The sequence below is a fragment of the Agarivorans aestuarii genome (genome assembly GCF_019670125.1).
GTDB lineage: Bacteria > Pseudomonadota > Gammaproteobacteria > Enterobacterales > Celerinatantimonadaceae > Agarivorans > Agarivorans aestuarii.
In genome coordinates, this window is sequence record NZ_AP023033.1 from 2702675 (window position 1) to 2722824 (window position 20150).

The following is a 20150-nucleotide window of genomic DNA, read 5'->3' on the forward strand; positions in this document are numbered from 1 at the left end:
GTTAGTTAAAGTAGCGCAGCAACATCATCGGAAATCTCACCATTGTGATAAACCTCTTGAACATCGTCATCATCTTCCAACATATCGATTAGCCGCAACAATTTGGGAGCGGTGCTAGCGTCTAATTCAGCCTGCGTTGAAGCAATCATGGTGACTTCGGAATTAATAGCCACTAGCCCTGCTGCATCTAGCGCATCTTTAACCTTTCCAAACTCCACAGGGTTAGTGTACACATCTACGCTGCCATCGGTGTGGCTTAATACATCATCAGCCCCCGCTTCCAGTGCGGCCTCCATAATTGCGTCTTCGTCACTTTCGGTAGAGTAAGAAATTATGCCCTTTTTCTCGAAAAGGTAGGACACGCTGCCATCTGTACCCAGATTACCGCCACTTTTGGAAAAAGCGTGTCTAACACTTGATACGGTGCGATTACGGTTATCGGTCATAGTTTCAACTAATACCGCGGTTCCGCCAGGCCCATAGCCTTCGTAAACTACCGTTTCTAGCTGCTGACCATCAAGTTCACCCGCCCCTCGTTGAACAGCTCGATTAATTGTATCGCGAGTCATATTATTCGACAGTGATTTATCTATAGCGGCACGTAATCGAGGATTGGCATCAGGATCTGAACCACCTTCTCTGGCAGCTACCGTTAGCTCTCGAATAAACTTGGTAAACACTTTGCCGCGTTTCGCATCTTGGGCTGCTTTACGATGCTTGATGTTGGCCCATTTACTGTGACCTGCCATCGAATTTCTCCCTCGCTTATGATCAAGACATGATGATAAACGCTAACAATATGACAAGCCTAGAATTAAATAGCTGAACATGGATCTCACTCGATAAAGAGTTCCATTAAAATGAAAGGATAAGGAATATTGAAATTATTCCATCAGAATCGAAGCCGTAATTCCTGATAAGAACTTAACCACAATATGTGTAATGTTATTCATTAATAATACATAATTATGAGATAACCATTATCGTTAAAACTCGTTTTTCTATTGATATTTCTAATAAAAATAACAGTTAAGCCAATACTTCCTGTTGGATATTTAAACAATGATAAACAAAAAATCATTTAACTTAACTTATTGAAAAAATTAGCCTATATTTAAAGACATAATCTTTAACACAATAGTTATGAGCTAACCACGGAAGGCTATGATTGTAATTTATTGGCGCAATTTAACTCAGTTTTTGAAGCAACGAACGACCGCTTTGAAAATTGTCGCGCTATTTTTTTTAGTAAGCTTAAGCATACCCATTCATGCTGAGGTATGGCTACTCACTCATTCCAACCAGCAGGTCGAACTTAGCGCTAAACAAATCCGTGCAATATTTTCGCTAAGACAAAAAAACTGGCCTGATGGTCAAGTCATTGAACTGGTTGTAATGGATGACAATAACGACTTACATAAACAGTTTTGTTTAGACGCACTCAAACTATTCCCCTATCAGCTAAGCCGTATTTGGGAGCGCCAGATCTACACCGGCACTGCTATTGCTCCAACCATTGTGAACTCTGAACAACAAATGCTAGACACCATAAAAAATAATCCCAACGCTATTGGATACACCAGCCAAGAGGTGAGCAATGAAGAACTTCATTCTACTATTGTTGACTAGCTTAAGCGTTGTTGTTTTTCCCGCGCAGGCTAAAGGTAAACTCTCTTGGGGTGGCTTTGTTTCTGCCAGCTATATCGATGTAAACGCTAACAATTATTACGGTTACAACTCTGGAGATAGCGGCCCGCTATTTGAAGCGGGGCTTCGAGGTTTTTGGTATATCAACCCTAATTGGTCGGTGTCTGGCTTGGTGATTGCTCAAGAAAGCGGTGACTGGTTCGAGTCTGGTTTAGATGTAGATTATTTGAGCCTTAACTACAAAGTTCCAACCAACGAAGACTGGGAAGTTGGCTTTAAGCTTGGCCGTTTCAAAATATCCAATGGGATTTATGGTGAAACCCGTGACGTACCCTTTACTCGCCCCAGTATTGTATTACCGCTCTCGGTTTATCCACATATTCTCAAAGAGCAAAGCTTAAGGGCAGATGGTATAAGGCTAGATTTAGACTATTTCACACTAAATGGCCAACAATACAAATTTGCCGCATCCATTGGCAAAGAAGCTTTTGATGAAAGCTTTAGTCGGCGCTTTTTTGGCCAAGATCAAGGTGGCACTTTTGAAAGTGAATGGAATAGTTCACTGCACTTTTCCGCTCGTCCCAACGCCAATTGGTACTTGGGCCTAGAGTATCGTCGCTTAAAAATGCACTTAAAAGATTCGATAGATTTGGCACCATCCGCCAGCCCTGTGAGCTTACCCTTCGATTTTACAATTGATACCGACCAGTACATTGCTTCTTTGCAGTATGCACAACAGCGCTATGAGATAACCGGTGAATTTACTATGCGACGCGGTGGCACTTATGCCGAAGGAAAAAACGATGCAGCCAAACCTTTAGCGCCAATTTTTGATGGCAGCATCGATATGAATGCCTATTACCTGCAAGGTATTTTCATTGTGAACCAGCAATGGAACTTACTGGCTCGCTATGACAACAGTCACTTTATTGACGACGACATTGAAACAAACCTGCGCGATCTGGAAGATTTTACCCTTGGAGCAACTTGGAATTTTCATCGCAATTTTCAATTAAAACTGGAGCACCATTGGTTTGTAGGAACCTCAATGCTTCCACCTGTTCGAGACCTCAACCCTACTCGAAGCAATAATCCTGAGCGGTATTGGCGCTTGTTTGCAATGCAACTAAGTTACCGCTTTTGATATTTCACTCTATGCTTAGTAAGTAAGCAATTAATTAGTCAGTTATTGCCTTATACTAAATCAATGGAATAGCCAATGAAGTTAAGCAAGTTCCCCTTGGTGGATCTAAAAAATCGTTACGTCAGCGTGCGACTAAAACTCACTTTGGTGCTCATTCTCGCGGCAGGCATTGTAGTTTCTATTTTTGGCTTAACCGCCATGGAACACTATCAGAAGCAACAAGCGCAACTAAAGTTAAGCTACCTTGATAATTATGCGTTGGAATTTAACGACCAAATAGAACGCTTAAGCGATAGCATCACTTACATTTTTGAAGCTCAAACCCTGCTAAGTCAAGCAGAAAGCATGCAAGACCTTGAACGTTACCTCAACAGTCAGTTACCAGATTTACAATGGTTAATGCCAATAGCCAACGGTTGTACTGTATTTGCCATAGATAATTATGCCTGTAGTGTGCTGGACTCTCCCCCACCTAAAGAGCTACTTGAACAGGTCACCTTGCGCTCTAAACCAATGCGCCTCATCGAGTGTTACGAAGTATGCTATTTATGGATTTCCCTGCCCATAAGAACTCGTAATGCAGAACAGGGCGTTTTAGCCTTTCAACTTGAGTTAGCAGATGCGCTAATTAACGTAACTCAACGCGATGATATTGAGCTGGCGATAGTCGATTTAGACCGCCCCTTATACAAAAGCATTTTGTTAGCCACAAATACTCAGCTGTTAAGCCAGCAATGGTTCGATAGCGCCATTGAGTATCGGCATCACGACAACATGGAGTTTAAGGTAGAAGATAAAACCATTGTTGGTAAGCTCTACCCTATTAAAGACAGCTCAAACAGCACCCTTAAGTTAGTGATACTTAAGGATTGGAGCGAACAAGTGTTCTTACAAACTCGCTTCGAAAACCAGCTAACTATGCTATTACTGTTTACCATGGCCTTGGCCATCGCGATTGGCCTTTTGCTAATGCGCCGCCCGCTTAGTAACCTGCGCTACCACACCGCCAGCTTACCCACTATTTTAGAGAACGAAAGCTACAATCCACAAAACAAGTTACACCTATTTAATGATGAATTTGATTCCTTAGACCACATATCCATTGAACTCGCCAACAGCTTTGCAGAAATGCGCTCAAGCATTGCTGCCAATACTAAAGTTCTTGAGAAAATGGCCATGGAAGATCCACTCACAGAATTGCCTAACCGAACTGCTTTTTTGAAGCAGCTTAGCGAAGCACTAGAAGAAGCGGCTAAACAAGGTGAAGAACTCAGCCTGATATATATTGATCTCGACAACTTTAAAACCATTAACGATACCTTAGGTCATGACTTTGGTGATTTACTATTGGTTCAAGTCGCTAAGCGCATTATGCGACTTAGCCAATTCGCTTCCAGTACTTTTCGACTCGGCGGCGATGAGTTCACCTTACTTGTCAATCAAAAAGACAAAGACAGTGTATTAGGTTTTGCTTATAGTCTGGCTCAAGAAATCTCTCGAGATATTACTATCTCCGGCATTTCGATGAAGGTAACCCTAAGTATTGGTATTGCCACCGCCAAACAAGCCGAATACGAGCCGCAACTGCTAGTGAAATATGCCGACTTAGCCATGTATTCTTCAAAACGTAAAGGTAGAAACTGTTGCACCCACTTCGATATTGAATTGGCTCGTCAGAACGACATGGTGTTCACCATTGAGAACCAATTTCAAAATGCCATGAGCAATAATGAACTAGAGCTATACTTGCAACCACAAGTGTCTATGCAGCACCAGCGAGTGACCGGCTTTGAATTACTACTACGCTGGAATCATCCTACTCAAGGCCTGATGAATCCGGGCCAGTTCCTTGATACTGTGGAATCAGGCCGACATATACTACCGCTGGGTTACTGGGTAGTCGACAAGTCTTTAGCTTTGCTTGAAGAACTTACAAGCAAAGGATACGAAGAGTTAACCATTGCCTTCAATATTAGCGGACGACAATTTGAAGATAAGCACTTCGCTCAAAAACTCATTAGCAAGTTTAAAACCGTTAACGTGGGCAGTAATTACCTAGAGCTTGAAATTACCGAAAGCGTTGCAGTGCAAAACTATCAGCAAGTTAAAACCCAACTTAATGAGATTAGAGCGGCGGGTATTCGCGTAGCCTTTGATGACTTTGGCAAGGGCTTCACCTCACTAAGTTACCTAAGCAACCTAGCCTGTGACAAAATTAAGTTTGACCGGGAGTTTGGTCATAACGCCATCACATCGGTGCCTACGCAAAGCATTGTATTAAGTATGCGTAAGCTTATGGATACTCTCGATTACGAGATTTTGGTTGAAGGGGTGGAAACCCTAGAGCATGCTAATTGGCTTAAGAAAAACGGTTTTGATAAAGTGCAAGGCTACTTCTTCGGCAGACCTCAAACTAAACAAGAAGCGCTGGCCTTTTACCGACAGTGTAACGAGAAGGGCGCGTTGCTAGATAAAGATGGCAATGTGTTACACCTGCATCCTTTATTCAAAATACCTCAAACGCCGAGCCACTCTAGTCACACAAGTTAACTGCTTTATATGAATTAGTAGATACAAAAAAGGCGAGCCAAATGCTCGCCTGTTTTTATATACGTAAAAGCTACTTAGGCAGTTTTACATTTAATGCTAACTCTTCTAGTGCTACTGGGTTAGCTGCACTTGGCGCACTGGTTAGCGGGCAAGCTGCTGTGGCAGTTTTAGGGAATGCCATCACATCGCGAATTGAACTTGCGCCAGTCATTAGCATCACTAAGCGGTCCAAGCCAAAAGCCAAACCTGCGTGTGGTGGAGCACCATATTGCAGCGCTTCTAACAAGAAGCCAAACTTCTCTTGTGCTTCTTCATCACTAATGCCTAGTACTTTAAAGGCTGCCGCTTGCATATCTTGTTTGTGAATACGCACACTACCTCCACCAAGCTCACAGCCATTTAGCACCATATCATAGGCATTAGATAATACACCTGCCGGAGACGCGGCCAGTTGCTCGGCCGATACACCAGCTACTGGTGCAGTGAATGGGTGGTGAATAGCGTGGAATTGACCATCCACCTCTTCAAACATTGGGAAATCTACAACCCAAAGCGGCTTCCACTCATCAGATACTAGACCTAAGTCTTCACCCACTTTCAAACGAAGTGCGCCCATTGCTTCACATACAACGTTAGCTTTATCTGCGCCAAATAGAATTAAGTCACCATCTTGCGCACCGGCACGTTCAACAACAGCATTTGCCACCTCTTCGTTTAAGAACTTAAGAATTGGCGATTGTAGACCTTCAAGGCCAGCGGACAAGTCGTTAACCTTCATCCAGGCAAGGCCTTTAGCCCCATAAATCCCAACATATTTGCCGTAATCATCAATTTGCTTACGAGAAAGTGTTGCGCCACCCGGTACACGTAATACCGCTACACGGCCTTTTTCGTCATTTGCAGGGCCTGAGAATACTTTAAACTCAACATCTTTAAGCAAGTCAGCAACGTCTACCAACTGCATAGGGTTTCGTAAATCGGGCTTGTCTGAACCGTACAAACGCATTGCTTCTGCGTAAGTCATTTGCGGGAACTCGCCAAGATCTACGTCTAACATCGAAACAAATAGCTCACGAACCATTTGCTCAGTAACAGCCATTACTTCGTCTGAGCTCATGAATGAAGTTTCAATATCAATCTGCGTAAATTCCGGTTGGCGATCAGCACGTAAATCTTCATCACGGAAACATTTTACGATTTGGTAGTAACGGTCCATGCCCGACATCATTAGCAATTGCTTAAAGATTTGCGGTGATTGAGGCAAGGCAAAAAACTGGCCTTTGTGAGTGCGGCTTGGTACCAAGTAATCACGCGCGCCTTCTGGCGTAGCTTTGGTAAGAATTGGCGTCTCAATATCTAAGAAGCCATTGTCTTCCATAAAACGACGAACAAAGCCGGTTACTTTGGCGCGGAACACCATACGCTCGCTCATTTCAGGACGACGTAAATCTAAGTAGCGGTATTTTAAGCGCTGCTCTTCCGAGTTGTCTTGATTGCTATCTAACGGCAATGGTGCTGAACGGTTTAAAATCTCAAGCTCTAAACCTAACAATTCAACTTCACCAGTACGCATATCGCTATTTATCTGGCTATCTGGACGAGCACGCACACGACCTTTTAGTCGAACACAAAACTCATTACGCAAGCTATTTGCTGTGCTAAATACGTCTTCACGATCCGGATCAAACACCACTTGCACAATGCCTTCACGGTCACGTAAATCGATGAAGATAACACCGCCCAAATCACGGCGTCGATTTACCCAACCCACTAAATTTATTTCTTGATCAACTAGCTCTTTGGTTACTTGTCCACAGTAAACAGTGCGCATTTGGCCTTTCCCGTTTTACGTTTTAAAATTTCAGCGAATAATCATCTTGAGCAAAGCTCTTGTTAGCTTTGTTCAGTGAAAGGGCGATAGTATAAAGGAAAGCGACTACAAATAAGAATAGTGATAGAGCAATAAATCTAGCGAAGGACTTAAATTTGCCAAAGACAAGCAGGAATTTGCTGGTTACAATAGCTCGCTTTACGATTATTAGCGCTTAATTCACACACGTTTTCTACGAGACTCCGCCATGCAAGGCAAAGATAAACTTTTCTCTCAACCCATTACACAGCTGGGCGAATTTAAATTTGATGATCAAGTTGCGGAAGTATTCCCCGACATGATTCAACGTTCAGTGCCTGGTTACAGCAACATCATTTCTACTATTGGCCATTTAACCGAACAGTTTCACCAGCCCAACAGCAAACTGTATGACTTAGGCTGTTCTCTAGGTGCTGCAACGCTGGCCATGCGCCGTGCGGTAAAACAAGAAAACGTAGAGATTGTTGCCGTAGATAACTCCCCTGCCATGGTAGAGCGCTGTCAAAAGCATTTAGATGCTTTTCGTGGCTCTGTGCCAGTTGCCGTTATCTGCGAGGATATTTGCGATATTGAAATAAGTGAGGCGTCTGTAGTAGTACTTAACTTCACTCTGCAGTTTGTTGCCCAAGAGCAACGTTTAACTTTGCTGAAAAAAATCCACAAAGGCATGAAGGCTGGCGGAATATTGATTGTGAGTGAAAAATTTCACTTTAGCCAAGCAAGTATTCAAGGCTTAATTAGCGAACTTCATCTAGATTTCAAACGAGCCAATGGCTACAGCGAATTAGAAATCAGCCAAAAACGCAGCTCTTTAGACAATGTATTGGTACCAGATACCATAGAGCAACATAAACAACGTTTTGCCGACGCAAGTTTTTCGGCCAGTGAACTTTGGTTTCAGTGTTTTAATTTTGGCTCATTGGTGGCCATTAAGTAACTCTGAGCCAGTTAGCCGAGCCTGCTCTTAAATAAAAGCAGGCTCTAGCTATCATGTCGTTAACTCGCTAATAAGGCTGAAATTTTATCTGCAAAAGGTTGCAGGCTTTCATTGTCCACCATATTTCTAGCATGGCTACGCGCTTCGGCTAAAGAGCCAGGAATAATATGGAAATGAATATGAGGAACCGTTTGCCCAGCAGCTGCGCCATTAAATTGCACTAAACTCACGCCTTCGGCATCCATGGCCTGCTTAACCGCTTTAGCCACTTTTTTCACCGTTTTAATGGTGGCAGCAGCGGCGTCATCAGACAGGTCGAGTAAGGTCTCGGCAGCTTCTTTAGGAATAACTAAGGTGTGGCCATCTGCTTGCGGCATAATATCCATAAACGCCAAGGTGTGTTCATCTTCATAAACTTTTAAGCAGCTCATTTCACCACGTAAGATTTTGGCGAAGATATTGTTGTTATCGTAACTCATAGTCTTTATTCCTAAATATTTTATATAGTTAGCAAGGTACTAAAGGAAGTGTAAGGCATTATTGCACACCTAAATCTTCTAACAAGTAAGCTTGGTCAAAATACCGTTCGCCAACAAAGCTTATTGCATGGTCACCAAAGCGACGCAAACTGCCCGGTTGCTTTACTCCCATTGGCCAAAAAAACCAACGCTCCAAGCGCTGCGAGCCATGAACATAGCCCTGTCTATCAAATACGCTTTGTGTCAGATCAGCTTTAGCCAATAAATTTAATTGTTGCCAAGCTAAAGACTGGTACTCAATGGTTTTTAGCTCAGTATTTTCTTCGGCCGGAGCTAATCCCACAATTTGATGCGTATCGGCACTAATGCTAATACGCATTTTAGTTTGAGCATCCACCCTATGCATCAATACTGGCTCTTGGGCACTATCTTGCAAAGCTTGATAGGGTTGGCCATTTGGCAGCATGAGGGTATACCAGCAGCCACAAAGATGAATACTATCGTAAGCCAGTATGTCTAACTGAGGTGTTAAGTGAATACGAAAAATAACTGCATCATGCTGCCCTGCTACCCAATCAACCGCGCTAAGTTCAGGGCGCTGTTTAAACCACAATATATAGTTGAGCTGAATGGTGGTTTGCTGCTTGTATCTGCCATAGCTAATCAGTGAAAAGCTAATGGCTGTATCGGTAACTACTTGTAGCTGTTCTCCCAACCAAATCGGCTTACCTGGTAGGTTGTCTTGATGTGCATTTTCTATTAGCCACTGAGGGGCAAACTTATCTAGCAAGTGCCGGCCTTGCAGCTCGTTACTTAACTGCCCCAAGCGATTAAGGCTTAAAGGTGTTGCCAAGTGATGCTTAAACGATTTAGGGGTATAAAGTATCGCCTGATCTTGGTTAAACCCAGAGTGCGCTTTAAACGAAGCCTGCTGCCAGTGTTCTGTTAAGCTCTGCTGTTCTTTTTTAACTGCACTGGCAAATACTTTTGAGCTAAGTGGGTAAATGCCAAAAAACTTTGCGGTATCTGAGTAATCATCATCTGGCAACAAGCTACTTAGTAACTCTGCGCTTTGCTCTGTTTGAGCCAGATATTGCTGCTTAGCTTTAGCCACACAACTTTCAATAGAAGTATCTGTTGAATACTCTGGATAACGCTGTTTCCATTCACCCATTTGTTGGCTGTTTAGGTTCTGCCACTCCAGCAGTAAGCCAGTTTCAGCTGCATCGCTCATGTAGGCGATAAGATCTTGCTGGCTAACATTTGAGCCGCTATTTAGCTCTCCAATATAGCTGTAGATAAAACGGTCGTAGCGCAAGCCAGGATGCTTAGCAATACGTTTGGCATTGAGCGTTCCAACCTCACTTTCTAGTATGAGGTCTAAGTCAGTTAACGCGCCTTCGCAAGAATAAAGCTCGGGCTTAACACTACAAGCTTGCATCAACAATAAGGTGATGATTAACAGCCAATGCTTAATAGCACGGTTATAAGCACTCATGAAAAACGACCTATTCCTTTATTTCGCTAAACGCCGGTTAAGCTTATTTCACTGCAGCGACTAAGTACATGCTAAACAATTTGCTAAAGGAAATATTCCTGTAACAAAAGCTTCATAAAATCTCATTTTTGCTTATAACATTAAGAATTATGACAGCAATAATAGAAGTATTTACCGCCTTTCTTCGCTTAGGTTTAGTCAGTTTTGGTGGCCCAGCTGCGCATATTGGCTTTTTTAAACAAGAGTTTGTTGATAACCGAAACTGGATGAGTCAGCAAGAATATGCAAACTTGGTGGCTTTAAGTCAGTTCTTACCCGGGCCAGGTTCTTCGCAAGTGGGTTTTGCTATAGGTTTGCGCAGAGCCGGAAAGCTAGGTGCAATAGCGGCTTTTATTGGCTTTACCCTGCCCTCAGCAGCCCTCATGACAGCCTTGGCCCTAGCGGCAAGCTTTAGCAATAATAATCCCTTAGTGTTAGGGCTAATCGCAGGTTTAAAAATTGCGGCTTTGGTTGTTGTAGTGGATGCTGTTCGCCAAATGTACGGTCAGTTTTGCAGTAACTTATATTTAAGTTGTGCTTGTTTTATCACCGCCGCTGCATTGTTATTACTGCCAAATTTGAGTACTCAATTATTGTGTTTGGCTATTGCGGCAATTGCAGGTTTTTCCTTGCACAAAAAACTACTCGCACTTAAACCCATAGAAACCAAGCCAAACCAACAATCAGGCGCCATCAAGCTGACTTACCTACTGGTATTTGCTGCTTTGCTTTTGCTGGCCTTTTTCGACCTACCGCAGCTAGCAGCAAGTTTTAGCCAATTCTATCAAGCAGGTAGTTGGGTATTTGGTGGTGGGCATGTTGTTCTACCATTGCTGCAACAAACATTAGTTAACGAAGTAAACCAAGAGCAGTTTTTAACCGCTTATGCTGCTGCCCAAGCGGTGCCTGGCCCAATGTTCACTATTGCAAGCTACCTTGGGGCAATAGTCGGGGAACAAAGCCCTATTGTTAATGCCTTAGTTGCGACAATAGCGATTTTTCTACCCGGTTTTCTATTGGTTTTGGCCTTTGTTGATGCTTGGCAAGCTCTAGCGAACAAGGCGAAATTCTCTGCCGCAATGCAAATGGTAAACGCGGCTGTGGTTGGTTTACTTGTTGCGGCTCTATATCAACCTATTTTCACTAGTGCCATCCACTCTAATGTAGAGGTAGTAATTGCCATATTAGGCTTTTGCTTGTTGCGTGTATTTAAGTTGCCACTGTATGTAATGTTAATTAGCCTTAGTAGCGTGGGATTATTGTTTTTGAGTTAAAACCCAAAGGCCTGCTTTGGCAGGCCTTTTAATATCAAAGCGTTTATATTTTAAACGCCCCCACCTCTTTATGTAACTTATCGGCAATTTCATCCAGTTCTGTCGCCCGTTGCGAGCTACCCGCAGCTTGTTCAGCGAGCTCTAAAGACGCATCTTGAATGCCTTGAGTATTACGTCCCACCTCTTCGGTGACTGCTCTTTGTTCCTCTGCGGCACTAGAAATCTGCGTGGCCATATCACTAATATGAGTAATTGAATTAGTAATATTTCCCAGCATTTCAGCAGCTTTGGTCGCTTCTTCGACGCTTATTCTTACTAACTGCTGACTTTCATCCATGGTTTGAACGGTGCTATGGGTATTGCCCTGCAAACGCTCTAACATCGCTTTAATTTCTTCAGTTGAACTCTGTGTACGTTGCGACAAGTTACGTACTTCGTCTGCAACAACGGCAAATCCGCGCCCTTGCTCGCCGGCTCGTGCAGCCTCAATAGCAGCATTTAACGCCAATAAGTTGGTTTGTTCAGCAATACCCTGAATAGTCGATAAAATATCGCTAATTTCCTGGGTATTTCTCTCTAGCTCTTGCACGGTTTCTGCCGCACCATCTAGCTGACCAGCCAAGCTATTCACTTGCTGTTGGTTTCGTCCAATTAATACTTTACCTTGCTCACAAGAATCAGCAGATTCACGCGCAGCTTCGGCCGTTTGTTCAGCATTGTTAGCCACTTCATTGGCAGTAGCGGCCATCTCATTAACAGCGGTTGCTACTTGGGTCACTTCAGCTTGCTGGCGTTCAATCTGCAAGTTAGATTCACTGGTTGAATTATTGGTAAGCGCTGCCGCTTGCTGCAATCGGTCAGCGTCCTGGGCAATGTCTTTCATCAGCTCATGTAATTGATCGATAAAACGGTCAACGCCGTCTGCTAGCGCGCCGATCTCATCATTACGCTGCATGTTAATTCGCTTGGTTAAATCGCCGTCACCCGATGAGAGCTCACTAATCGCCTCGCCTAAAACTTCAATTGGCTTCAGCATCGCAGAAATCACTTTAAGCATTACCACAGCAATGATGACAAAAAGAATGACCGCAAAAATCACCGAACTTTGCATCATGGCCTGAACCGGTGCCAAGGCCAATTTCTTGTCATAAACAAACATCAAGTACCATTCGGTACCTTCAATTGGGCTTATACTTACAAAGCTATCTTTGCCGCTAACTTGTAACTCACTCAATTCGGCTGTGCGGGCAACTTGCTCAATAAAACTCGCACTAAGCTCAGGAGACAACTCCGTGGCTTTCTTAAGCACCAAGTTGTTATCACCATGAATCACCACTAAACCTTGCTGGTCAACAATCACCGGATAAACCTGTTCGCTGGCTAGGTTTAACACGCGTTGAGTCACCACATCTAAACCCAAATCACCAGCGTAAACGCCGCCACTGACTCTTTGCGCCACCGATATGACCATTTGACCAGAGGTTGCATCAACATAAGGGTCTGAGACAAACGAACCATTAGCCTGCGCACCTTTGTACCAAGGCCGAGTTCTTGGGTCGTAACCATCTGGCAGGGTTTCGTTCGGGTCGTGCATGGTCATTTCGCCTTGGCTGCTGCCAAAGTAAAAATAAATGAAATCGCCACTTTGCTTGGCTTGCACTAAATCAGATACAAAGCTTGATGAATTTGGATCCGACGATATCCCTCTTGCAATTGCAAGTTTAGAGTCGAACCACAGGCTTACTTGGTCGGTAGCTGCTTGAGCTAACTGCTTTGCATCTCCCGCAATATCTAAACGTGTTTCTTGAGATAAGGTTCTTGCTTGGAACCAAGCTTGCACACCACTTAACACCGCTAACAGGATTAAGATTGTTAAGATTAAACGTTGTTTAATCGATAAATTACCCATCAATTACCCCTTGCCAGCTTCCTGCTGTATTTATTGTTGACCATTTGTCTTGTTACTTAGATTTTGTGCTAGCATCATTGTGTTCACACTAACCCTATGTATTTAATTATGATTTTTATAGAAAGAGTTTTAGCCTCAGTTGCGTTACTTAGCTTTAGCGTTCAAGTTCAGGCCACTGTGCAAGTGGAGCAACTGGATTATGACTCACTGCTCATCAATGATTGTTCTCAGTCTGCTGTCACCATCAGCGCTACTCAGTCATCTGTGATGACTCAGCTTGAGACGCTTTCAGCTGAAGCGCGCTCTACAATTAATGATAGTATCTTGGTGGCTACTCTTCCCTCTTTAAATATCGACGCACAGCAACAAAACTATAGAACTTATTCACCTAACAACAAAAAGATAAACTTCAATTCAAGTAAAAGTGCTCACTTCCCTATATCTTACGCTTGGCAAGAGCAAAGTTTTGAATGGTTTAGCGCTTATAATTCTAACCAAAGCCAGCTAAAACCGGCCCCTTATTTAGCGCTTGCCCGTTACCAAGGGAAAACGCTCGCGCTAGCAAGCATCAGTAGCAATGATAACCAACAGCTACTTAGCGCTTTACGTGATGATTTCATCGCTCAACGCAGCCCTTTAGTTTTATTTGTTAGAACACACGAGCCGCTAAATAACTCCGCTATCAATGCATTTCACCAGCTGGGCATGCGTCTTCACTTTAAAGATCAACTCATCATCGCAAGCAAAGCAATAGATAGCTGTGATAGCGGCAACTGGAGTGATGAAAACGGGCATAGTATAAATTGGATAAAAATCGACAAGGTGAATTAGAACAATTAGTGAACAAATGTCCATTTTTGCCAAGTATCTTTAGCGCTTTATCACCAAAAAGCGCTAAAGCTTGCTACAATTAGCCGCATATACCTTCGTAATATCAAGCTCTTGTAACCAATGATAGACTTCTCTGACTTTTACCAAATAATTGCCAAAAATCGCCTTAAGCATTGGCTTTATACACTGCCCGCTCAATTAGGTGATTGGCAAAAAGAACATGCTCATGGCGACTTCCCACGCTGGCAGCGGGTACTTAATAAATTCCCCCAACAAACAACTGCTCACATAGAACTTAAAGATAAAGTCAGTATTGGTAAAGCCGAAGAAATGCCTGAAGGCGAGCGAAAAAAAATTGAAAGCTTACTGCGCCACTTACACCCTTGGCGTAAAGGCCCATTTGATGTTTATGGGATTAATATCGACACAGAATGGCGTTCCGATTGGAAGTGGGAGCGCATTCGTAATCATATCTCTCCACTTAAACATCGCTATGTATTAGACGTAGGTTGTGGCAGCGGTTATCACATGTGGCGAATGCTAGGAGATGATGCAGAGTTTGTAGTAGGCATCGACCCTTCCACCCTATTCCTCATGCAATTTGAAGCCATCCGCAATTTTGCCAACAATGACCAACGCGTTCACTTGTTGCCTTTAGGTATTCAAGAGCTACCTAAATTGCGCGCCTTTGATACGGTGTTTTCGATGGGAGTGCTTTATCATCGCCGCTCACCCATGGACCACCTTATTCAGTTAAAAGAACAACTACATAAAGGCGGAGAATTAGTACTTGAAACCTTGGTTGTAGATGGCGATGAAAACCAAGTGCTCGTGCCTGCTGGCCGGTACGGAAAAATGCCCAATGTTTGGTTTTTGCCAAGTACCGCAGCCTTAAAATTATGGTTAGAAAAAGTCGGCTTTGTTGATGTACGAATTGTCGATATTGATGTTACTTCAACCAAGGAACAAAGAAGTACCTCATGGATGACTCACGAGTCACTCGAAGACTACTTAGACCCAAGTGATAATTCGAAAACTGTAGAAGGGCTACCGGCTCCCAAACGTGCTGTTTTAATTGCAATTAATCCAGACTAAACAGTTTTCATACGCTATGCTAAAACAATTACTTAAACCGCAGTTTTTACTTTTGCCTAATGGATTTGAACTATGAAAAAGCTCTCAATAATTTCATTGTCTCTTGCACTTACCGCTTGTGCGAGCCAACAAGCCTCTCAACCTAACGATCAAACTCTCGAGCAATTATCCGCTCTTTCGGCTCAGCAAACCTCCGTTTTAAGCCTGTGTGAGTCAATTTCTGAGCAATTAGCAGCTCAACAGCAACGTTTTGATCAACTAGAAGAGAAAGTGGTGGCGATAGCCCCAGTGCCAGCTGCGACTTCCAAATCAACCCCGCAAAGCTGCAGCAAGCAAACAAGCTACAAGCTTGGTAACAAAACCGTGTTAGGTGAATCTGAATGGGTAAGCTTAGAGGGGCAAAAAAAGGCCTTTCAAGCGCGTATTGATACTGGCGCGGCAACCTCTTCGCTAAACGCAACTGACATTGTAAAATTTGAGCGCGATGGAAAAAACTGGGTGCGTTTTAATATGCGCCATAAAACCCTGGATAGCGATATTATTGTAGAACGCCCAGTAATACGCACCGCCGAGGTAACTCAATCATCAACCAACAAAGTAGATAAACGCCCAGTTGTTTCTATGTTGGTTAAGTTAGGTCCGATCTCAGAAAAGACCCAATTTACTTTAACCGACCGTAACCACCTTAGCTACCCAGTGCTACTAGGTCGTAGCTTCCTAAAAGATATAAGTGTGGTAGATATAAGCCAGAAGTTTACCCAAGCGAAACCGACATTTAAGGATTAATGCCCATGAGTTCTCGCAATATATTTTATTTCATTGTCACCTTGTGCATGCTGATAGGAATAAGCATGACAATGTATCGTCATGTTCAATTTGAAGTACCGTGGTTTCCTGGCGAAAAACGTCAGATTTGGTCAATTGAAGCCAAGGTAGAATTTGACGCCAAAGGCGAAAGCGTTGAAGCAGTGCTTGCGCTGCCACTAACTCAACGCGGCTATACCCGTATCCATGAATCAACAGCATCATTAGCTTATGGCTTATCTTTTGTTAACGACCAAGATAACCCTCGCGCCATCTGGACTAAGCGAACAGCTGACGGCCATCAAGAGATGTATTATAAAGTAGACTTCTTGGTTGATCCTAAAGCGGCAGATATTTATCAGCCTCAGATGCCTGATACACCATTTACTGAATACCCAGAACCTTACTTCACCGCTGCTAACCACTTAGCCAAACAGGCTGAAGAAGTTTCTGCTGATGCCTATAGCTTTACTCGTGAGTTGATCAAAGCCTTAACGGATGACGCTGCCAGCAAAAGCCAAAATACGGGTTTGATCTTAGATTACAAACCGAAAAACCGCTTAATAGTAGACCTACTAAACAACGCCGATGTTCCAGCGCGTATTGTTCGTGGTTTACAGCTAGAAGACGGTCGCCGTCGTCAAGGTATTACCGAATATATTCAAGTATTTAAAGATGAGAACGACTGGCAGATATTTGATTTATCAAATGGTATCCAAGGTCGACCTGACAATACCCTATTATGGGAATACAACGGCAACAGCTTGCTTGAAGTGGTTGGTGGTAAAGATTCTCAAGTCACCTTCTCAATGTTACTGGTTGAACAAAGCGCTCAGTCGGCCGTCGCCCCTAAAATTAGCGAAGCAGATTTTCTTAATTTCTCAATTGATAGCTTACCCTTAGAAGAACAGGCGCTCTTTAAAGGCATTCTACTTATCCCTATTGGCGTATTGATTGTTGTATTGCTGCGTGTGCTAGTAGGACTAAAAACCTCAGGTACCTTTATGCCAGTGCTTATTGCCATGGCATTTATGCAGACCTCATTGATGACAGGCTTGATTGGCTTCATTATTGTAGTGGGAACTGGTTTGGTTATTCGTGGTTACTTGTCGCACCTAAACTTGCTGCTGGTCTCGCGAATATCGGCGGTGATTATTACAGTAATCGGAATTATTTCTATCTTCAGTGTTATGAGCTTCAAAGTTGGCTTAACCGAAGGCTTAAAAATCACGTTCTTCCCAATGATTATTCTATCGTGGACCATCGAACGGATGTCAGTACTATGGGAAGAAGAAGGCCCTAAAGAAGTGGTTATGCAAGGTGGTGGTAGCTTGCTAGTGGCCGTTCTCGCCTTCTTAGCAATGAACAACGATTATGTTCGTCACTTAACATTTAACTTTATGGGTGTTCAGTTCATTGTATTAGGAATCATCCTTATCCTAGGTAACTACACAGGGTACCGATTACTCGAGCTTCGCCGCTTTCAGCCATTAGCGAATAGGGAGGACTGATGCTTAATCAATTCACTAGTCCTTTCAAACTTGCCCGAAAGGGCATCATGGGGATGAACCAGCGCAATACCGGTTATATTAGCCGGTATAACCCGCGTAAGCTTTATCCTCTGGTCGACAATAAACTAAAAACCAAGATTATTGCTCAGCGCGATGACGTTACTATTCCTGCTCTAATTGGTGTGGTGCGCACTCAGCACGATATTCAATCAATTATTCCTCTACTGCATAAACACCCTGGCTTTGTGATAAAGCCAGCCAAAGGCTCTGGCGGCAAAGGCATTTTGGTTATTACCAAACAAGAGTCAGGGGTATTTTTTAAACCCAGCGGCGCTCCCACTCACGAAGAAGATGTTAAGCGTCACTGCTCTAATATCTTAGCGGGCTTATTTTCACTAGGTGGCAGCCCCGATGTGGCAGTGATTGAGGCCTTAATCGAGTTTGATTCTTGTTTTGATGGCTTTAGCTTTGAAGGTGTGCCAGATGTACGAGTCATTGTTTTTCAAGGCTACCCAGTTATGGCAATGATGCGCCTCTCTACCGCGGCTTCAGACGGTAAGGCTAATTTACACCAAGGCGCAGTAGGTGTTGGTATTGATATTGGTAGCGGACGAGCATTACATGCAGTTCAGTTTGATAGACCTATAGAAAAACACCCCGATACAGACCGACCGCTTAAAGAGCTGATCGTTCCTCATTGGCAGCGCCTACTTGAACTCGCCTCTAGCTGTTACGAAATGTCGGGAATGGGTTACCTGGGTACCGACATGGTTTTAGATAAATCCAATGGCCCAATGCTGTTAGAGCTTAACGCCCGGCCGGGTTTGGCTATCCAAATAGCTAATGGTGAAGGCATCCTACCCCGCCTTAAACTAGTTGAGAAAATGGTTGCCGAAGGCATTGAACGAACCCCGCTTGAGCGAGTTGAGTTTAGTAAAACGGAGTTCTCTAGGTAAATTTACACACGCTAAAACAAAAAAGCACCCATTAATGGGTGCTTTTTTAATTCTGAAGCAATAGAAGTTCTTAGCTACCTTCGTTATGTAACTCTAGGCTTGCCACTTCTTCGTGAGCTTGAACCGCTTTTGCGTCATTGTTACGCAGTTGGTCCAAATAGTTCAAGTAATCTTGGTCAATATCGTTAGTCACATATTTACCGTTGAATACTGAAGTCTCAAAGGTTTGGATCTCCGGATTACTTTCACGACAAGCCACAATTAAGTCTTCTAAGTCTTGGAAGATTAGTCCATCTGCACCAATCAACTGGCAAATCTCGTCAACTTCTCTACCATGAGCAACTAGTTCGTTAGCCGAAGGCATATCGATACCATAAACATTAGGGAAACGGATCTCAGGAGACGCTGAAGCAAAGTAAACTTTGTTTGCGCCTGCTTCACGAGCCATCTCAATAATTTGCTCTGAAGTAGTACCACGAACAATCGAGTCATCAACTAACAGTACATTTTTACCCTTAAATTCTACGTCAATCGCATTTAGTTTACGGCGAACTGATTTACGGCGCTGGATTTGCCCAGGCATGATAAAGGTACGGCCAATGTAGCGGTTTTTAACGAAGCCTTGACGGTAAGGTAAATCAAGGTGCATGGCAATTTGCAAAGCTGTATCGCAAGAAGTCTCTGGAATTGGGATCACCACATCAATATCTAGATCATCCCATTCGCGAGCAATTTTCTCGCCTAGCTTGGTACCCATGTTGACTCGAGCGCCATATACCGAAATTTTGTCGATGATTGAATCAGGGCGAGCAAAGTATACATACTCAAAAATGCAGGGGTTGTGAGTCGCATTTTCAGCGCATTGCTGAGTGAAAAGCTGGCCATCTTCAGTTACATAAACAGCTTCACCCGGAGCCACGCTGCGCACAAACTCAAAGCCAACAGCATCAAGGGCCACACTTTCAGAGGCTACCATGTATTCCATTTTCTCTGGGTTTTCATCACTGGTTTTCTGACCCAGAACCAAAGGACGAATACCATTAGGGTCACGGAATGCTACCATGCCTTGGCCAATGATTAAGGCTGCTACGGCGTAAGCGCCACGAATTTTCTTATGCACCCTGCTAATCGCAGTGAACACCTGTTTTTCGCATAACTCATCTTCCACAATGCTATCTAGCTCGTGGGCCAGCACATTGAGCAATACTTCTGAGTCAGAGGTAGTGTTGATGTGGCGGCGAGCTCGCTTGGCCATTTCTTCACGCAACTCTTTGGCATTGGTTAAGTTACCATTGTGCGCTAAGGCTAAACCAAAGGGAGAATTAACATAAAAAGGCTGAGCTTCTGCTGCACTAGAGCTACCAGCAGTTGGATAACGCACGTGGCCTATACCTAAATTCCCGCGTAAACGCTGCATGTGTTTAACTTCAAACACATCTCTTACCAATCCGTTGGCTTTGCGTTGTTTAAACATGCCTTCGGTAATAGTAACGATACCCGCAGCATCCTGACCACGATGCTGTAAAACTGTTAGCGCATCATAAATCGCTTGGTTAACGGAACTAGCACCGACAATGCCGACAATACCACACATGAAGCTTTTCCT

At 43.5% G+C, this 20150-nt stretch carries 16 protein-coding genes; 10 read left to right on the top strand and 6 right to left on the bottom strand.

What is annotated here, in order from left to right; all coding sequences use genetic code 11:
- Positions 1 to 5 precede the first annotated feature (5 nt).
- A complete protein-coding gene (locus K5609_RS12545) occupies positions 6 to 749 on the bottom strand; it encodes a YebC/PmpR family DNA-binding transcriptional regulator (RefSeq protein WP_221073941.1) in 744 nt (247 codons plus the stop codon).
- Positions 750 to 1164: 415 nt separating this feature from the next.
- On the opposite strand from K5609_RS12545, the gene K5609_RS12550 reads away from it, so the two are divergent.
- The 3 genes from K5609_RS12550 (at position 1165) to K5609_RS12560 (ending at position 5341) form a co-directional block, all read left to right on the top strand.
- Positions 1165 to 1629: a type 2 periplasmic-binding domain-containing protein gene (locus K5609_RS12550; protein WP_221073942.1), complete on the top strand. Its 465-nt coding sequence runs from the start codon at positions 1165 to 1167 to the stop codon at positions 1627 to 1629.
- Positions 1598 to 2791, top strand: a complete 1194-nt coding sequence (locus K5609_RS12555) for a hypothetical protein (RefSeq protein WP_221073943.1) — start codon at positions 1598 to 1600, stop codon at positions 2789 to 2791. The genes K5609_RS12550 and K5609_RS12555 overlap by 32 nt, the downstream gene beginning before the upstream one ends.
- A 75-nt stretch (positions 2792 to 2866) precedes the next feature.
- Positions 2867 to 5341, top strand: a complete 2475-nt coding sequence (locus K5609_RS12560; RefSeq protein WP_221073944.1) for a putative bifunctional diguanylate cyclase/phosphodiesterase — start codon at positions 2867 to 2869, stop codon at positions 5339 to 5341.
- Positions 5342 to 5411: 70 nt separating this feature from the next.
- On the opposite strand, the gene aspS is transcribed toward K5609_RS12560, so the two are convergent.
- Positions 5412 to 7172 carry an aspartate--tRNA ligase gene (gene aspS, locus K5609_RS12565; RefSeq protein ID WP_221073945.1) on the bottom strand — a complete coding sequence of 587 codons (1761 nt, stop codon included), beginning with the start codon at positions 7170 to 7172 and terminating at the stop codon, positions 5412 to 5414.
- Between the two features lie 247 nt (positions 7173 to 7419).
- Between aspS and cmoA the strand changes: the two genes are divergently transcribed.
- Positions 7420 to 8148 (top strand): carboxy-S-adenosyl-L-methionine synthase CmoA, encoded by a 729-nt coding sequence (cmoA, locus tag K5609_RS12570; RefSeq protein ID WP_221073946.1) that lies wholly within the window; start codon positions 7420 to 7422, stop codon positions 8146 to 8148.
- Between the two features lie 59 nt (positions 8149 to 8207).
- On the opposite strand, the gene K5609_RS12575 is transcribed toward cmoA, so the two are convergent.
- Both K5609_RS12575 and K5609_RS12580 read right to left on the bottom strand, forming a co-directional pair.
- Positions 8208 to 8627 carry an HIT family protein gene (locus tag K5609_RS12575; protein ID WP_221073947.1) on the bottom strand — a complete coding sequence of 140 codons (420 nt, stop codon included), beginning with the start codon at positions 8625 to 8627 and terminating at the stop codon, positions 8208 to 8210.
- A gap of 58 nt (positions 8628 to 8685) precedes the next feature.
- Positions 8686 to 10125: a hypothetical protein gene (locus K5609_RS12580; RefSeq protein ID WP_221073948.1), complete on the bottom strand. Its 1440-nt coding sequence runs from the start codon at positions 10123 to 10125 to the stop codon at positions 8686 to 8688.
- Positions 10126 to 10274: 149 nt separating this feature from the next.
- On the opposite strand from K5609_RS12580, the gene chrA reads away from it, so the two are divergent.
- Positions 10275 to 11438, top strand: coding sequence for a chromate efflux transporter (chrA, locus tag K5609_RS12585; protein WP_221073949.1), 1164 nt, complete (start codon positions 10275 to 10277; stop codon positions 11436 to 11438).
- A gap of 43 nt (positions 11439 to 11481) precedes the next feature.
- Here the strand turns inward: chrA and K5609_RS12590 are convergent, their stop codons facing one another.
- On the bottom strand, positions 11482 to 13347 hold the full coding sequence (locus K5609_RS12590) for a methyl-accepting chemotaxis protein (RefSeq protein WP_221073950.1): 1866 nt from the start codon (positions 13345 to 13347) through the stop codon (positions 11482 to 11484).
- Between the two features lie 108 nt (positions 13348 to 13455).
- On the opposite strand from K5609_RS12590, the gene K5609_RS12595 reads away from it, so the two are divergent.
- From K5609_RS12595 to K5609_RS12615, 5 genes are all read left to right on the top strand, one after another.
- Positions 13456 to 14178 (top strand): hypothetical protein, encoded by a 723-nt coding sequence (locus K5609_RS12595; RefSeq protein WP_221073951.1) that lies wholly within the window; start codon positions 13456 to 13458, stop codon positions 14176 to 14178.
- Positions 14179 to 14298: 120 nt separating this feature from the next.
- Positions 14299 to 15273, top strand: a complete 975-nt coding sequence (gene cmoB, locus K5609_RS12600) for a tRNA 5-methoxyuridine(34)/uridine 5-oxyacetic acid(34) synthase CmoB (protein ID WP_221073952.1) — start codon at positions 14299 to 14301, stop codon at positions 15271 to 15273.
- A gap of 72 nt (positions 15274 to 15345) precedes the next feature.
- Positions 15346 to 16059, top strand: coding sequence for an ATP-dependent zinc protease family protein (locus tag K5609_RS12605; protein ID WP_221073953.1), 714 nt, complete (start codon positions 15346 to 15348; stop codon positions 16057 to 16059).
- A gap of 5 nt (positions 16060 to 16064) precedes the next feature.
- The gene (locus K5609_RS12610; RefSeq protein ID WP_221073954.1) at positions 16065 to 17588 is read left to right on the top strand and encodes an inactive transglutaminase family protein; all 1524 of its coding nucleotides are present in this window, start codon (positions 16065 to 16067) and stop codon (positions 17586 to 17588) included.
- On the top strand, positions 17588 to 18544 hold the full coding sequence (locus K5609_RS12615) for an alpha-L-glutamate ligase-like protein (protein WP_221073955.1): 957 nt from the start codon (positions 17588 to 17590) through the stop codon (positions 18542 to 18544). Before K5609_RS12610 ends, K5609_RS12615 begins: the two co-directional genes overlap by 1 nt.
- Before the next feature lie 70 nt (positions 18545 to 18614).
- On the opposite strand, the gene purF is transcribed toward K5609_RS12615, so the two are convergent.
- Complete coding sequence (gene purF, locus K5609_RS12620) at positions 18615 to 20138, bottom strand: amidophosphoribosyltransferase (RefSeq protein ID WP_221073956.1); 1524 nt, start codon at positions 20136 to 20138, stop codon at positions 18615 to 18617.
- Positions 20139 to 20150 lie beyond the last annotated feature (12 nt).

Bases quoted from the DNA above. Each gene is read 5' to 3' on its own strand.
- K5609_RS12580 (WP_221073948.1), bottom strand. From the start codon at position 10,125: ATGAGTGCTTATAACCGTGCTATTAAGCATTGGCTGTTAATCATCACC.
- K5609_RS12545 (WP_221073941.1), bottom strand. From the start codon at position 749: ATGGCAGGTCACAGTAAATGGGCCAACATCAAGCATCGTAAAGCAGCC.
- purF (WP_221073956.1), bottom strand. From the start codon at position 20,138: ATGTGTGGTATTGTCGGCATTGTCGGTGCTAGTTCCGTTAACCAAGCG.
- K5609_RS12590 (WP_221073950.1), bottom strand. From the start codon at position 13,347: ATGGGTAATTTATCGATTAAACAACGTTTAATCTTAACAATCTTAATC.
- K5609_RS12560 (WP_221073944.1), top strand. From the start codon at position 2,867: ATGAAGTTAAGCAAGTTCCCCTTGGTGGATCTAAAAAATCGTTACGTC.
- cmoB (WP_221073952.1), top strand. From the start codon at position 14,299: ATGATAGACTTCTCTGACTTTTACCAAATAATTGCCAAAAATCGCCTT.
- K5609_RS12555 (WP_221073943.1), top strand. From the start codon at position 1,598: ATGAAGAACTTCATTCTACTATTGTTGACTAGCTTAAGCGTTGTTGTT.
- K5609_RS12575 (WP_221073947.1), bottom strand. From the start codon at position 8,627: ATGAGTTACGATAACAACAATATCTTCGCCAAAATCTTACGTGGTGAA.
- K5609_RS12605 (WP_221073953.1), top strand. From the start codon at position 15,346: ATGAAAAAGCTCTCAATAATTTCATTGTCTCTTGCACTTACCGCTTGT.
- K5609_RS12550 (WP_221073942.1), top strand. From the start codon at position 1,165: ATGATTGTAATTTATTGGCGCAATTTAACTCAGTTTTTGAAGCAACGA.
- K5609_RS12595 (WP_221073951.1), top strand. From the start codon at position 13,456: ATGATTTTTATAGAAAGAGTTTTAGCCTCAGTTGCGTTACTTAGCTTT.
- chrA (WP_221073949.1), top strand. From the start codon at position 10,275: ATGACAGCAATAATAGAAGTATTTACCGCCTTTCTTCGCTTAGGTTTA.
- aspS (WP_221073945.1), bottom strand. From the start codon at position 7,172: ATGCGCACTGTTTACTGTGGACAAGTAACCAAAGAGCTAGTTGATCAA.
- K5609_RS12615 (WP_221073955.1), top strand. From the start codon at position 17,588: ATGCTTAATCAATTCACTAGTCCTTTCAAACTTGCCCGAAAGGGCATC.
- K5609_RS12610 (WP_221073954.1), top strand. From the start codon at position 16,065: ATGAGTTCTCGCAATATATTTTATTTCATTGTCACCTTGTGCATGCTG.
- cmoA (WP_221073946.1), top strand. From the start codon at position 7,420: ATGCAAGGCAAAGATAAACTTTTCTCTCAACCCATTACACAGCTGGGC.